The organism is uncultured Lactobacillus sp. (genome assembly GCF_944327175.1).
In the GTDB taxonomy this organism is placed as follows: Bacteria; Bacillota; Bacilli; order Lactobacillales; family Lactobacillaceae; genus Lactobacillus.
Genome location: NZ_CALVGT010000006.1, coordinates 1 through 15,487 on the forward strand (window position 1 = coordinate 1; position 15,487 = coordinate 15,487).

General features: G+C 53.5%; 10 protein-coding genes and 1 pseudogene. All 11 read right to left on the reverse strand.

Annotated elements, in window-relative coordinates:
* Window positions 1-211 precede the first annotated feature (211 nt).
* The gene (gene lysS / locus Q0J41_RS01010; RefSeq protein WP_296225012.1) at window positions 212-1,735 is read right to left on the reverse strand and encodes a lysine--tRNA ligase; all 1,524 of its coding nucleotides are present in this window, start codon (window positions 1,733-1,735) and stop codon (window positions 212-214) included.
* A 16-nt stretch (window positions 1,736-1,751) separates the two neighbouring features.
* The gene (dusB, locus tag Q0J41_RS01015; RefSeq protein WP_296225014.1) at window positions 1,752-2,780 is read right to left on the reverse strand and encodes a tRNA dihydrouridine synthase DusB; all 1,029 of its coding nucleotides are present in this window, start codon (window positions 2,778-2,780) and stop codon (window positions 1,752-1,754) included.
* 118 nt (window positions 2,781-2,898) lie between these two features.
* Window positions 2,899-4,185: a peptidase T gene (gene pepT, locus Q0J41_RS01020; protein WP_296225016.1), complete on the reverse strand. Its 1,287-nt coding sequence runs from the start codon at window positions 4,183-4,185 to the stop codon at window positions 2,899-2,901.
* 9 nt (window positions 4,186-4,194) lie between these two features.
* Window positions 4,195-5,815 (reverse strand): annotated as a pseudogene (locus Q0J41_RS01025) (peptide ABC transporter substrate-binding protein).
* A gap of 487 nt (window positions 5,816-6,302) precedes the next feature.
* Window positions 6,303-7,184 carry an Hsp33 family molecular chaperone HslO gene (gene hslO / locus Q0J41_RS01030; RefSeq protein ID WP_296225018.1) on the reverse strand — a complete coding sequence of 294 codons (882 nt, stop codon included), beginning with the start codon at window positions 7,182-7,184 and terminating at the stop codon, window positions 6,303-6,305.
* Window positions 7,185-7,228: 44 nt separating this feature from the next.
* Window positions 7,229-9,454, reverse strand: coding sequence for an ATP-dependent zinc metalloprotease FtsH (gene ftsH / locus Q0J41_RS01035; protein WP_296225020.1), 2,226 nt, complete (start codon window positions 9,452-9,454; stop codon window positions 7,229-7,231).
* 70 nt (window positions 9,455-9,524) lie between these two features.
* Entirely contained in the window at window positions 9,525-10,820 is a 1,296-nt protein-coding gene (gene tilS, locus Q0J41_RS01040; RefSeq protein WP_296225022.1) for a tRNA lysidine(34) synthetase TilS, read from the reverse strand.
* 79 nt (window positions 10,821-10,899) lie between these two features.
* Window positions 10,900-11,253, reverse strand: coding sequence for a S1 RNA-binding domain-containing protein (locus Q0J41_RS01045; protein WP_296225024.1), 354 nt, complete (start codon window positions 11,251-11,253; stop codon window positions 10,900-10,902).
* Entirely contained in the window at window positions 11,253-11,633 is a 381-nt protein-coding gene (locus Q0J41_RS01050; RefSeq protein ID WP_296225026.1) for a septum formation initiator family protein, read from the reverse strand. The genes Q0J41_RS01045 and Q0J41_RS01050 overlap by 1 nt, the downstream gene beginning before the upstream one ends.
* Window positions 11,634-11,698: 65 nt before the next feature.
* Window positions 11,699-11,941, reverse strand: coding sequence for an RNA-binding S4 domain-containing protein (locus tag Q0J41_RS01055; protein ID WP_002878680.1), 243 nt, complete (start codon window positions 11,939-11,941; stop codon window positions 11,699-11,701).
* A gap of 68 nt (window positions 11,942-12,009) precedes the next feature.
* The gene (mfd, locus tag Q0J41_RS01060) at window positions 12,010-15,486 is read right to left on the reverse strand and encodes a transcription-repair coupling factor (protein ID WP_296225062.1); all 3,477 of its coding nucleotides are present in this window, start codon (window positions 15,484-15,486) and stop codon (window positions 12,010-12,012) included.
* Window position 15,487 lies beyond the last annotated feature (1 nt).

A 15,487-nucleotide genomic window follows, 5' to 3' on the forward strand; every position in this document is an offset into this window, starting at 1 on the left:
TCTACATTCTCGTACCTCTAAGAATTATTATATCACGTCTTACCGAACTGGATACGAACAAAAGGTAAAGAATTGATTTATTCTGTCAAAAGCAACAGTATGGACTAATTTGACTCAAAATTCTCTATCATATCTTGAAAACGATTCGTTTTATTTTTTTAGACAAAAAACTCTCCAGGCAAAGCTGGAGAGTTAAATTTAGCGATCTGGACTACTTGTCCAGGTTAATGTTCTTTTCGTCGTCGACGATCTTTTCCGGCCGCATGGTTGGGAAGAGGAGGACGTCGCGGATTGAAGCCGCATTGGTCAAAAGCATGACCAGACGGTCGATCCCGATGCCCAGACCACCCGTAGGTGGCATACCGTATTCCATGGCCCGCAAGTAGTCTTCGTCGATGATGTCGGCTTCGTCGTTGCCGGCGTCACGTTCCGCCATTTGGGCTTCGAACCGTTCCCGCTGGTCAAGCGGGTCGTTCAGTTCTGAGAAGGCGTTGCCGTATTCGTTACCCATGATGAAGATTTCGAAACGGTCAGTGAAGCGCGGATCATCCGCGTTCTTCTTGGCCAGTGGTGAAACTTCAACCGGGTGGCCGTAAACGAAGGTTGGGTCAACGATTGTCTTTTCACCAAATTCTTCAAAGAAGGCGTTGATGATGTGGCCAACTTGCCAGTAAGGTTCAACTTCAACATGGTGTTCAGCGGCAACCTTCCGGGCTTCTTCCAGAGTCATTGGCTGCCAGAAGTCAACGCCAGTCAGTTCCTTGATCAGGTCAACCATGTGCACCCGGCGGAATGGCTTGCCCAAGTCCAGGTCAGTGCCCTGGTAGTTGATCTTGCCGTCTTCTGAAACAACCTTGGCCGCTGCCCGGATGATGCCTTCAGCTTCGTCCATGACATCGTGGAAGTCGTAGTAAGCAGCGTATGTTTCCAGTTCAGTAAATTCAGGGTTGTGCTTGAGGTCCATCCCTTCATTTCTGAAGACCCGGCCGATTTCGTAAACCCGTTCCATGTCACCGACGATCAGACGCTTCAGTGGCAATTCCAGGGCAATCCGCATGTAAAGGTTGATGTCCAAAGCGTTGTGGTGGGTGATGAACGGACGAGCTTCAGCCCCGCCTGGGATGTTGTGCAAAACCGGAGTTTCAACTTCCAGGAAGTCCTGCCCGTTCAAGTAGTCACGGATAGCCTGGATGATCTTGGTCCGGTTAACAAAACGCTGGTAGCTTTCCTGGTTGGTGATCAAGTCCAGGTAACGTTGGCGGTAAATGGATTCAACGTCCTTAAGACCGTGGTACTTGTCAGGCAGTGGCCGCAAAGCCTTGGACAGGAAGGTCACGTGCTGGGCCCGGACTGACAGTTCGCCTGAGTCCGTCTTGAAGACTTCACCTTCAACGCCCAGGAAGTCACCGAGGTCGGCCTTCTTGAAGATCTGGTAGTTTTCTTCACCGACCATGTCCTTGCGGACGTAGATCTGGATCTTGCCGCTACGGTCATAGAGGTCCGCAAAGCCGACCTTGCCCTTGCCCCGCTTAGCCAGCATCCGGCCAGCGATCTTGGTCTTCGGCATATCTGCATTCAGTTCGTCCTTGTCAAGGCCCAAGTACTTTTCGTCCAGGTCGCGGGCCAGGGCTTCCCGGTCATACTTGCGGCCGAAGGGTTCAATCCCCATCTCCTTAAGTTCTTCAAGCTTTTGCCGACGAACAAGCAATTGGTCGTTAATTTCGTTCTTTGCCAACGTGTTTTTCCTCCATTTACATAGATTGGGTATCAGCGGCGCGGCCTTGCTTCTGCCGTGCCCTTTTTTCGTAAGTTTCGACGAATTCGTCAAGCAGGTCAAAAACCTCCTGACGCGTCCAGACTTCATTTATTTTAGCACGAGTCCGGGCTGAACGGGGAATTCCCTTCAAATAATATGCTGCCTGCTGGCGAAATTCCGGCACGGCCCGCTTTTCTCCATGCAGCTGGACCAGGCCGTCGAGCTGGTGCTTGGCGGTTTCCACCTTTTCCCGGACGGACTGATTCGGCAGCTCTTCGCCCGTTGCCAGGTAGTGGGTCATTTCCTTTAAGATCCAAGGATTGCCCAAGGCGGCCCGGCCAACCATGACAGCCGTGCAGCCGATCTCGTCCAGGGCCTTCTTGGCCAGCTGCGGGGTCGTGATATCCCCGTTGGCCACGAAAGGAATGTCCATGACCTGGGCTACTTCATGCAGGGTTTCCCAGTCAGCTTCGCCTTGGTACATCTGCTTTCTGGTCCGGCCGTGCATGGCCAGCATGGAAGCACCGGCTTCCTGGGCGGCCAGGGCGTTTTCCACGGCAAAAATGTGCTTACGGTCCCAGCCGATCCGCATCTTGACGGACACCGGCTTTTCCACGTTCTGGACAACCTTGTGGACCATCTGGTAGATCTTGTTTGAGTCCAAAAGCCACTTGGAACCAGCGTCAGTCTTGGTCACCTTCGGCACCGGGCAGCCCATGTTGATGTCGATGATGTCGGCATCGGTGTGCTGGTCGATGTACTGGGCCGCCTGCAAAAGGCTGTCTTCCGTCCCCCCGAAGATCTGGATGCTCATCGGGTGCTCGCCCGGATCGACGTCCAGCATGCTCAAGGTTTTCTTGTTGCCGTAGATGATCCCGTGGTCGGAAATCATTTCGCAAACAACCATGCCGGCGCCGAATTCCTTGCAGACTTTTCTAAAAGCCATGTTGGAAACGCCAGCCATCGGCGCTACCATTACCCGGTTGGGGATTTCGATTTCGCGTATCTTCCAAGTAGTGTCCATTGCCACCTTTTTCCTTTCAATAACTACAACTTTATATCATAACAAGAATAAGCGTGAAGAACAAATAAAAAGCCCGCTAAAAGAGCATCCCCGTTAAAAGAGGATGCTCTGCTTATCTTTACCAGTATTTTTCCAGGGGCCGGTCGTCTTGTCCTTCCTTGCTCTGGCAGGCATGTTCAGCCGCGATCGTCACTAAGACCTCAGCCAGTTTGTCCATCTGCTCGACCGTCACATATTCGTAGCGGCCGTGGTAGTTGCCCCCGCCATTGAAGAGGTTGGGCGTCGGGATTCCCTTTTTGGTGATGAAGTTCCCGTCGGTTCCCCCTCTAAAGGTCTGCACATTTGGCGCCAAGCCCGCTTTTTCATAGCTGTCTAAGGCCAGGTTGACCACATAAGGTCGGTCCTTGACCCCATTGTAGATGTTCTCGTATTGCCGGCGCAGGTCCAGCTGGAAGCGGTCTGATCCGTATTTTTTCCCTAAGGAAGCGACGAGCTTTTTGACTAAATCTTCTTTAGCCAAAAATTTATCCCAGTCAAAGTCGCGGATGATCAAGCCGACATGGGCTGAATCGACGCTGCTCTGGACATCCGTGACCATAATAAAGCCCTCGTGGCCCCGGGACTTTTCCGGCACCTGGTCTTGGGGCAAGGCCGCCAAAAATTCCGTCATGATCGTCGTGGCGTTGACCAGCAGCCCGTAAGCTTCACCCGGGTGGACTACGGTTCCCTTGATTGTCAAATCAGCGGCTGAGGCATTGAAGGTCTCGTATTCAAAGTCGCCTGGCCGGCCATTGTCCAAGGTATAGGCAAATTCCACTCCCGGAAAATCAGCCGGGTCAAAGCGCTGCCCGCCCAGGCCAATTTCTTCATCCGGGCCAAAAGCCACATAGATGTCGCCATGTTCAACTTCCGGGTGCTCATGGAGATACTTGAGAGCTGCCAGCAGGCCAGCCACCCCGGCCTTGTCGTCAGTCCCCAGAACCGTTTTCCCGTCACTGGTGATCAGGGTCTGCCCCTTTAAGGTCAGCAGGTCAGGAAATTCTTCCGGGTCCAGGAAAATGCCGTTTGCCTCGTCCAGTACCAGCTTTTGCCCCTGGTAGTCCCGGTGGACTTGTGGGCGGATGGGGAAGCGGTCGTCATATTCAACCGTGTCCACATGGGCAAAAAAGCCGATTGGAGTAACGCCCGCCGTATTAGCGGCCAGGTGGCCGATCGCGAAGGCAGTTTTTTCATTGTAATAAGACTCCAGGCCATAGTCTTTAACCTGGGCAGCCAGTTCCTTCATCATCTTGACCTGATTAGGCGTGGTCGGAAGCTGGTCTTTATTGGCGTATTTGGACTGGGTGTCTTCCTTAGCGTAGTGGATGAAGTTTTTTTCTAAAAAATCAAGATTGGAAAAAGCCATGCCTGCCTCCTATTTCTTGATGTAAACAAGCTTGAAGTCGTAAGGGATGCCCAGCGGATTGTAGGACACGTTCTTGACGTAGCTTTGCACCAGCTGCGGCTTAGCCGTCTGGATCAGTGGGATAGTCGCCTGTTCATTCATCAACAGCTTTTCAGCTGCCACCAGCCGCTTCCAGCGCTGAACCGGCTTGTTGCCGTAGACGTTTTCGGCTTCATTGAGCAGCTGGTCGTACTTGCTGCTGGCAAAGCCGCTGTTGTTGTAGCTGGAGTCCTTTTCAAAGACGTCCAGGAAGTTGATCGGGTCACCTAAGATAGCCTGCCAGTTCTTGATGGTCAGCTGGTAGTTGCCGGCACTTTGCCGGGAGATCAAGGTCGTGTATGGCAGAGTCGTCACGGTGATCTTCACCCCTGGCAGTTCGCCCAGCTTGCTTTGCAGGAATTCACCCACCTGCTTGGCAGAGTCAGTATCGCTGACCGTCAGATTGAGGTTAAGGGACTTGATGCCCAGTTCCTTGTAGCCCTTGGCCAAGTACTTCTTGGCTTCTTTCAAGTTGTAGCTGATTGCTCCCTTGACATAGGCTTCCTTGTAAAAAGCTTCCCCGGTCGTCGGATTGTTCCCCATGCCTGATGGCACGAAGCCCTTGGCCGCAACTGACCCGTCGCTCAGGACCTTGGCCAGGCTCTCTCTGTCAATAGCCAAAGACAGGGCCCGGCGGATGTTGAAGTTGTTAAAGGCCTTGACTGCGGTTTAATTCCAGTCGCTGGATAGCGGAAGCTGGCCGGTCGTAGAAGGTGGACTTGCCCTTGTTGGCCTTGACTTGTTCCCCGGTCAGGTAAGTTTCGTCCAGCTTGCCAGCCTGGTAGAGGTTGTAAGCAGTTGAAGAAGTTTCGCTGATGGTTTCGTTGACCTTGTCCAGCTTCACGTTCTTCTTGTCCCAGTAGTTTTGGTTCTTAACCAGGGTAAACTGCTTGTTGGACCCGGTCCACTTGGTCAGCTTGAAAGGACCGGAGGAAATAGTGTACTTGGCCGCCGTCCCGTACTTGCTGCCGACTTTTTCAATAAACTGCTGGTTTTCCGGGAAGAAAAGCGGGAAGGCCAGCAGGAGCTTAAAGTAAGATACCGGCCGGACCAGCTTGATCTGCAGCTTGTTTTTGCTCAAGGCCTTGACGCCCAAGCTGTTTACCGACTTCTTGCCGGCATTGATGGCTTCGGCGTTTACAATTTGGTAGAAATAGAAAGCCATGGAAGACTTGGTCTTCGGGTTCAAGGTTCTTCTATAGGAGTAGACAAAGTCATTGGCCGTGATCGCCTGGCCGTTGGACCACTTGGCGTCTCGCAAGACAAAAGTATAGGTCTTGCCCCCGTCAGTAACCTTGGCGCTCTTGGCCAGGGCCAGCTGGGGCTTTTGCTTTTTGTCCAAGCGGTAGAGCCCTTCCTGGGTGTTCAAAAGAGCGTGGAAGGAAGTGGAGTCAGTCGTCAGTGACGGGTCCTGGGTTGAGATCTGGGCACCTTCGGTCCAGTTGAGGACTTGCTTGGTTTGGGACTGGGAGCTCTTTTGCTGGCCGCAGGCGGCTAAAACGAGGGCTGAGGCAGTCAAAAGACCGGCAGCGGTAATTTTCTTCAAGGTCATGATTTCCTCCGTTTTTTACTAGAAACAACAACTATTAACAAACACATCGCAGCTTAAAAAGAAAAGCGCCCCTGAGATCAACTCTCAGGGACGCTAATAGCGTGTTACCACCCATCATTCAAAGCAAAAAAATGCTTCCTCAGCAGATGCTCTGCCAGAAAAAAAAGACGCCTCTTGGCCCAGAGGCCAAGGGACGTCTTCGCGCGTTACCACCCTTTGTTTAGCCCCGCCTCACGGCCAGGACCCTTAAAGTCTTCCAGTCAGAAGATCTGAACGCGCTAACGGGCGTTAAGCGGGTCCGGCTTATCAGCGACTCGCCGGGACCATGCCAACACAAGACCATCTTCGCCAGCTTCCGCCCCCTGTTTCTCAGCACCAACAGTTCTCTGTAGAGGCTTCCCCTGACTACTCATCTTCTTAAGCTTTGCTTAATTTAACTATAATTAAAGTGTAAAGTATTTTTTATTTTTCGTCAAGGAAGAAAAAGTTATTTTTGCAGTTTTTTGTCCAGAATGGCTTGCAATTCTTCTTCAGTGAAATTGTACTTGTCCCCGCAGAAGTTGCAGACCAGTTCTGCCCCGTGGTCTTCGTCGATCATTTCCTTAAGCTGGCTGCCCTTCAAGGTTTCCAGCATGCCAGCGTACTTCTCCTTGGAGCAGTCGCAGTGGTAGGAGACCTCGTCCTTTTCCAGGATCTTGCAGTCATCGCCCAGGATCTTCTTGGCCAAGTCTTCTGGCGTCATCCCGTCCAAAAAGGCGGATGAGAGCTGCGGCAGGGCCTTGATCCGGTCTTCAGTTTCCTTCAGCAGTTCTTCGCTGGCCCCTGGCAGTGCCTGGAGCAAAAAGCCGCCCGCGGCCCCGATGGTGTCGTTCGGGTTGACGAAAACTGACAGGCCGACAGCTGACGGGATCTGTTCTGACTTGGCCAGGTAGTAGGTCAAGTCTTCAGCGATTTCCCCAGACACGATCGGCACTTCACCGGTGTAAGGCTGCTTTAAGCCCAGGTCCTTGGTTACCTGCAGCCAGCCTTTACCAACAGCCTTCTTAACGTCGATGTGACCGTCTTCTCTGGCTGGCAAGGCCACGTGGTTATTTTGGACATAGCCCTTAACCGTCAAATCTGACTTGGCCGTAACTACGGCTGCCCCAACCGGGCCATCGCCCAAGAGGCGCAAAGTCAGTTCCTGGTCACCCTTTAATTCTGCCCCGGCTAAGAGAAGCGTGCCCAAGAGGCTCCGGCCCAATACAGCTGAAGAAGCTGACCAAGTGTCGTGCCGCTTTTGCGCTTCAGCGACCAGGTCCTTGCCGTTAATGGTCAAAAGGCGCAGGTCCTTGCTGGCATTGATTGCTTTGATTAAGTAGTCGTTCATGATTTTCCTCCATAAAAATAGAGCCGTTGCCGGCTCTATTTCTTCTATTCATCCTTGTCTGAATCGTCTGTTTGTTCAGTCTTCTGACTAGAAGCGTCATTGTTGTCCTTTTCAGGATCCTTTGACAGGTCATTTTCGCTTGGCGTCGGCAGAGAATCAGCAGGGTCTTCCTGACTTGCTGAAGCATCTAGCTCAGCGAGCTTGGCGGCGTCGGTTTCCGGCTTGACCGCGTCTTCGCTTGGCGTTGCCAGAGCTTGCTTTTCAGCAGTATCTTCTTCCGCCTTTTCCTCAGCCTTTTCTTCTGCCCGCTTCTGAGCAGCTTCCTTGGCTTCTTCATAGCTCAAGGCCTTGGCTTCAGATGGGAACTCCTCACTGGACTTTTCAGGCATCTTCCCGGTCTTGTAGAGTGAGTAGATTTGCTTTTCATCCAGAGTTTCGTACTTCAGCAGGGCTTCAGCAATGATCCGGTGCTTTTCCCGGTTGTTTTCAACAATTTCAACCGCCTTGGCGTGGGCTTCGTCCAGGATCTTCTTGACTGCTTCGTCGATCTTGGCCGCGGTTGCTTCACTGTAAGGCTTGAAGCCGTAAGGAGTGCCTTCGCCTTCCTTTTCCAGTTCAACCATGCCCAATTCATCGGTCATCCCGTAGTTGACCACCATGCTGTGGGCGATTGCGGTGGCTTGTTCAAAGTCGTTTGAAGCCCCAGTTGACTGGTCGCCGACCACGACTTCTTCACCGGCCCGGCCACCCATCAAACCAACGATTTGCTCAAAGAGCTGCTTCTTGGTCAAGATGAACTGGTCGTCCTTCGGCAGCATGATGTTGTAGCCGCCTGCCCGGCCACGAGGCACGATGGTCACCTTGCGGACAGTTCTTGAGTCGCTCAGAACCAGACCACAAATTGAGTGACCAGCTTCGTGGAAGGCCACGCGTTCGCGTTCCTTCTTGGAAATCATCCGGTCCTTCTTGGCTGGACCAGCGATTACCCGGTCTTCAGCTTCATCGATGTCGGCCGCGGTGATCTTGGTCCCGTTGCGGCGGGCTGCAACTAAGGCGGCTTCGTTAAGGACGTTTTCCAGGTCAGCCCCGACAAAGCCAGGAGTCTGACGGGCAACTTCCTTCAAGTCAACGTCGTCAGCCAGCGGCTTGTTCTTGGCGTGAACGCGCAGGATGGCTTCCCGGCCCTTGACGTCCGGACGGCCAACCAGTACCTTCCGGTCAAACCGGCCTGGCCGGGTTAAAGCTGGGTCAAGCACGTCAGACCGGTTGGTCGCGGCCATGACGATAACGCCTTCGTCGCCTTCGAAACCGTCCATTTCAACCAGCAGCTGGTTCAAGGTTTGTTCACGTTCATCGTTACCGCCGCCCTGGCCATTGCCACGCTGGCGGCCGATGGCGTCGATTTCGTCGATGAAGATGATGCTTGGCGCGTTCTTCTTGGCGTTGGTGAACAGGTCACGGACACGGCTGGCCCCGACCCCGACGAACATTTCAACGAAGTCTGAACCAGAGATGGAGAAGAAAGGCACGCCCGCTTCACCGGCTACGGCCTTGGCCAGCAAGGTCTTACCAGTACCCGGAGGCCCCTCAAGCAGGACACCGGACGGGATTCTTGCCCCCAACTTGGTGTATCTTGCCGGATTCTTCAAGAATTCAACAACTTCCACCAGTTCCTGCTTTTCTTCTTCTTCACCGGCCACGTCGTCAAAGCGGACCTTGTTCTTCTTCGGGTCCTGCGGCTTAACGTTGGAGCGGCCGAAGTTCATGATACCGCCGCCCTGACCGCGGCTGCCGCCTTGGTTCATCATCATGACCATCAAGACGATGAAGAGGACAGTTGGCACCAGCATGATGATCGTTGAAATCCAGTTGCTGGATTGTGATTCACCCTGGGTGCTCATCTTGACGTTCTCAGACTGGGCCAGGTCCTGGACCTTCTTGACGCTGGAGTCGTTTCCCAGCATCGTGGTTGAGAAGCCAGTCACCTTGGAGGAAGTGTTTCCGCCAAAGATGTCTGAGCTTGAGGATGACTTGGTTTGACTTGATTTGTAGCTACCAGTTACGGAGTAGACCCCGTTGGACGGCTGCACGTTAAAGTCCTTGATTTCGCCATTGCGCAGCTTTTTCACGAATTCCGAGTAACTGATGGTTTCAGTCGCGCCGGAATTGCTGCTGCCGCCAAGGGCCCAATTAATTCCCCAGAGGAGAAGCAAAAATACGACTATGTAGAATAGACCATTGCTAAATAGTCGATTCCGATTATTTTTCATAAATGACCTCCGTCAGATCGAAGAATTACTCCCCAAATTTTAACATAAAAGCCGGCAACTATCGAAGTTTTTACCTGCCTTTCTTGCATGTTTTCACTTGCTGCAAATACAGTAGCCTTTTTCCTTCTTTGACTGCCTGTTGGTAGCAGCCTGCAACATAAACCGCTTCTTGGCCAGCAAAAAGGCTGAGGCAGTTACCCCGCAGGGCCAGCGGAATCCCTGCCGCCGCGAAAAGCTTCTTGTTCTTTGTCCGGCGGCCGTCTTTTAAAAGCAGGCGCTGGCCGCTTGGCAGGCTTCCGGCAAATAATTTCCCGGGAAATGATATTTCCGTCAGGGGACTTTCCTCTCGCTTTTCCTCACTTAACAGATAACAATTTCCTCTGAAAAAGAAGGGCTGACCAACTTCAATTGCCTCTAAGGGCTTGGGAGCCGGCTGCTTAACTGGGTAAAGCCAGTAATAACCCTGGTAAAAGCTGAGGTGGAGCCCCCCTTTTTCCTGGCTTTGCCGGTTGGCTAACAGAATCCGGTCCAGCTGGACTCTTTTATTGTACTTTTTTTGGATAAAATTCTCCAGGTAGGCCTTAAAGAGCTCGGTTTCTGCCTGCCCAGCAGCTTTAGGAATCCGCCAGCCGCCAAAGAAAAATTCCGGGTCGGGCAGCTTGCCAGCTGCCTGGGCAAAGTAGTCTTCTTCCGCCGTCATTTCCCGGCTGAAACGCCAGGCATTTTCTAAGAGGTCCGGACTCTCCTTTTTCAACAGCGGGACGACCTCCTGGCGCAGGCGGTTGCGGGCTGTGATGCCTGCAAAGTTGGTCTCGTCTTCGACATATTCCAGCCCCTGCTTTTCCGCGTAAGCCAAAAGGTCCGCCTTGCCAACCGCCAGAAGCGGCCGGACTAGCTTGACCTGCCCCCGCTGGCTGACGGATTTGAGGCTGTTCATTTCCCGGGGAATACCTGACCGGACCAGCTTGAGCAGGATATTTTCCAGCAAGTCGTCCCCGTGGTGGGCTGTCAGCAGGTAGTCTGCCTTGACCTGCCGGGCCACTTCAAACAAGAAGTTATAGCGGTAATCCCTGGCCGCTGCTTCCAGGCCGCTTTCCGGATGAAGGGACTTAGGCCAGACACTTTCATACAGAGGAAGCTGGTACTTATGGCAGTAGGCCCGCAGCACCTGGCTCTCTTTTTGGCTGTCAGCCCGCAGCTGGTGATCTAAATGGGCCGCGTAGAGTTGAAAGTCGCCTGGCAAGCGCCGCATTAAATCCAGAAGCGCCATGGAATCCGGACCGCCGCTGGCCGCAACCAGGAAATTTCCTTCCAAAAGCAGGCCTTCTTCGGCGAAAAAGGCTGCCAGTCTTTTTTCAATGTCCATGAGCCATCACTCCCCTTCTTGGTAAAAAGAAAAGATTAAAAATACAGACAAAAGCAAAAAACGGCCCTTAGGGCCGTTTTTATTTCAAGGCAGCTTCCAACTGCTCTATTTCTGCTCGCGCCTCCTGGTCAACTTGGTTGAGGGCCCGAGCAAAGTCGCCGGCCCGCAACTGGCTGAATTGGTTGGTCGGATCGATCAAGTCCGGGTCGTTGACCCGGCGGATGGACAAGTCCAGCCGGCCCTTGTGCAGGTTCTGGACTACCACTCTGACCTGGTCGCCCACTTGCCAGTGCTGGCGTTCTCTTGGCCAGTCGCCGCCAAAGTCATTGCGGTGAACCAGGCCGCTCTTATGCTTGGGCAAAGTCACGAAGATGCCCAGGTCCGTCACATTGTTGATTACTCCGTCAAGGCGCTGGCCAACTTTGTAATTCATCAGTTATCGCCCTTTTCCTTAATGTTGTAGACCCGCTCGCCGTCTTTAGTGTACTTGTACTTGTAGCGAATCACCTTGGCCACGTAGTCGCTGTCCTTCATGTCGTCGCGCTTATTAGTCAGCTTTTCCTTATTTTTCTTGATCTTGGTCAAGGTTGCCTGATTCTGGCTGACCTGCTTCTGGATCTTGGCCGTCCGGGCCTTGGTCATGGCCAGCTGGAAGCCTAAGACGGCAAAAGCCAGCAAGATCAAGGCCACGATCCGGTTGCGCCGGACCCGGTGCACTTCTCTGAACTTGATTTGCCGCTTCTTCAAACGGCGGACATCCTGGTCCGGCCGCAGCGGCGTTACATTTTGCTGATTTCCTCTGTTGTTCCCCATCACTGTCTACCCTATCCTAAAATCATATAATAGATTCAGTATATCAGCTTTGGTAAAAAAAGTCATTAGTCGACTAATTCGTATAAGTCCCCGGCTTCCGCCTTTTTGGTCGTTTCCCGCAAGTCCAGGACCCGGGCCTTAATTACCCTGGTTCCGTAAGCGACGGCGATCACATCGCCAACAACTACATTGTAGCTGGATTTGACGGTCTTGCCGTTTACGCTTACCCGGCCCTGGTCAGCCATTTCCTTGGCTACCGTTCTCCGCTTGACCAGGCGGGAAATTTTCAAAAATTTGTCGATTCTCATGCTTGTCTCCTGTCTGTTAATTTTTGCTTTTTTAGCTTTTCCTGCTTTAACTTTTTGCTCTTAAAAAATTACCGCTGGATGATCTCCGCCGCGTCCTTGGCAAAAGTACCCAGTTCCGCGAACATGCCCCGCCGGGTCAGCTTGTCTGGCAAAAGCAGGGTAACCACCAGGCGCTTTTGGGCGCCAAGGGCGATCCGGGCCTTCCAGGAAACGTGTTCCAGAGCCTTGAAGATGTTCGGCCCTTCCATTTCCCGGCTGCCGGAATCGCTGAAAATGACCCGGATCTGCTTCTTTTCCTTGACCAGGGTCAAAATCTGGGCCAAGTCGCAGCTGGCCTTCAAGCTGGCCACGTTGAGCAGGTTTTCAACAGCTGCCGGATAGTCGCCAAAGCGGTCCAGGAGCTCGTCTTCGATCTCTTCCCGGTCCTGCAGGCTGCCGATCCCCTTGATCTTCTTGTAAAATTCGATCTTCTGCTCCTGGTCGGCGATGTAGTCTTCTGGAATATAGGCCTCCAGGCCCAAATCGACCTCGGCATTGCTCTTTTTAACTGGCTTTTTCCCCTGCCGCTCCTTGATGGCGTCGGCCAGCATCTGGGAGTAGAGGTCATAACCGACGCTGTCGATAAAGCCGTGCTGCTGGGCCCCCAGCATGTTGCCGGCCCCGCGGATGGACAAGTCCCGCATGGCGATCTTGAAGCCTGCCCCCAGCTCGGTAAAGTCCCGGATGGCGTCCAGCCGCTTTTCCCCCACTTCCGTCAGAACCTTGTTTGGCTGGTAAAGGAAGTAAGCATAGGCCAGGCGGGCTGACCGGCCAATCCGGCCCCGCAATTGATAGAGCTGGCTGAGGCCGTAGTGGTCGGCATCTTCAATGATCATAGTGTTGACGTTGGGCATGTCAATCCCGGTTTCAATGATGGTCGTGGTGACCAAAATGTCGAATTCCTGGTCCAAAAAGCGGCTCAAGATGTCTTCCAATTGGTTTTCACTCATCTGCCCGTGGGCATAGGCAATCCGGGCCTCTGGCAAAAGCTGCTCCAAGCGGGCGACCGTTTCTTCGATGTCCCCGACCCGGTTGTGCAGGTAAAAGACCTGGCCGCCCCGCTGCATTTCCCTTTGGCAGGCCTCCTTGACCGTACCTGGCAACTGCTCCAGGACATAAGTCTGGATTGGATACCGGTTTTGCGGCGGCGTTTCCATGACTGACAGGTCTCTGATCCCGATCATGGACATGTGCAGAGTCCGCGGGATCGGAGTGGCCGTCAGGGTCAAAACGTCAATATTAGTCTTCAGCTGCTTGAGCTTTTCCTTGTGGGCTACCCCAAAACGCTGCTCTTCGTCGATGATCAGCAGGCCCAGGTCCTTGAACTGAACGTCCTTGGACAAAATCCGGTGGGTGCCGACTACCAAGTCAATACTGCCGTCTTTCAGGCCCGCCACGATCTTCTTGCTTTCAGCCTGGCCCTGGAAACGCGACAGGCTGGCAACTTCCACCGGGAAGCCCTTGAAGCGGTCCTTGATGGTCTGATAGTGTTGCTGGGCAAGAATGGTCGTCGGCACTAGGAAGGCGACCTGCTTGCCGTCACAGATAGCTTTAAAAGCAGCCCGCATGGCCACTTCCGTCTTCCCGAAGCCGACATCCCCGACCAAAAGCCGGTCCATCGGTTTGGCCTTCTCCATGTCAGCCTTGATTTCACTGCTGGCCCGTAATTGGTCAGGGGTTGGCTCATAAGGAAAGGCAGCTTCAAAGGCAGCCTGGTCCGATCCGTCTGGGGAAAAGGCAAAGCCCTTCTCCGCTTCTCTTTTTGAGTACAAGTCGATCAAGTCGTCAGCGATGTCCTCGACTCTGGCGGCAACCCGCTTCTTGGTCTTGGCCCACTCGCTGCCGCCCAGCTTGTTGACGTGAGGCTGCTTGCCTTCTGAAGCCACATACTTTTGCACCAGGCTCAATTGGTCAGCCGGGACAAAAAGCTGGTCACCCTTTTGGTAGGTGATGGTGATATAGTCCCGCTTTTTCCCGTCGGTCTCCAGGGTCTGAATGCCTTCAAAGCGGCCGATACCATGGTTGACGTGGACCACATAGTCGCCAGGCTTCAGTTCCGTGTAGCTGCGCAGGCGCTGAGCATTTTCCAGGGTCTTGATCCGCTTCTTCGGCCGCTTGTTTTGGTTAAAAAGCTCTTTTTCCGTCAGGTAGACCAGGTCGCTGTCGGGCAGGACAAAGCCGCTGGCATAGCCGCCGATAACCAGTTGGGCCCGGCCTTCTTTTAAGCTGTCTGCTTCTGCTAAAGGCAAGTAGATGTCATAGTCATGGCAGCTCCGGTTGAATTCCTCCGCCTGCCGGCGGCTGGACAGCTGCAAAACCACCGTCTGCCCTTTTTTGGCATAAGAGTCCAGCTCCGTTTTCAAAAGTTCCATCTGGCTGAAAAACTGCTGCGGCTCCCGGCTGTCCCAGGCCAAATGCTGGCCAAAACGAAGCCGGCCCATGGAGTGGGCCATCAGACTGACATAGAGGCGGTGGTGAGCGTCTGCCTTTAGCACCGCGTCAAAATCCAGGCGCAGCTTCTGCCGGCTGGTCATCATCTTGCTGGCGATCTGACTGGCCAGGTAGTCATCGTTGATGGCACCCATATTTTTGACACTTGCGGCGATCAGCTGCCAGTCGTTAAACAAAAGCAATCCTTTAGCCGGCAGGTAGTCCAGCAGACTGAAAGACTCAGGCAAAAGGTAGTCCAGGTAGCGGTCGTAGTCATCCGGCAATTGTCCGTTAGCCAAGGCCTCCTGGGCAATTTCCAGGCTGGCGGCTGCTTCTTTTGGCAGGTCGCTTGCCAAGTCCCGGCCCGCCCGGTCCAAGTCTTCTGCCGTAAAGACGTGGTCACTGGCGGCTGGCACGGTTACTTCCGGCAATTCCTCCAGGCTGCGCTGGCTGGTCAGGTCAAAAGTCTTGATCGTGTCGATTTCATCGCCGAAAAATTCCAGGCGCAGGGGGCTTTCCCGGTCCAAAGGATAAAGGTCGACGATATCCCCCCGCATGGCAAACTCGCCCGGCTTAACGACCAGGTTTTCCCGGTGGTAGCCGGCCTGGTTCAGCCACTGGGCTAAATCGGGCAAGGCAATTTCATCCCCAACGGCAAAATGCTTCTGTCCCTTTTTAAACAGGGCCGGGGCACTTAACGGATACTGCAGACCCTGCGGGGTCGCGATCACGACGCCAGGCCGGCCGCTTAAGAGCAGGTTTAAACACTGAATCCGGCTGCTGAGTTCATCCGGTGAGCTGACCGCCGTCTGCGTGGCCAGGTTCCCGTCCAGGGCAAAAAGCTCCAGGTCATCATCGGCCAAAAGCAGGCTTAAGTCGTTATAGCGTTCCTGGGCCTTGTATTCATTCTCTTCGATCAAAAGCAGGGGCTGGCCCAGCTGGGCTAAATAAGCCTGGATGAGGACAGCAAAAGCGCCCCGTTCGACTCCTGTGAGCAGGGAGTTCTTGATCCGGGACGTTTTCGCGATAAAAGCAGTCACTGCTTGATCTTTTTTTAAAAAATCAATTACTTGCATG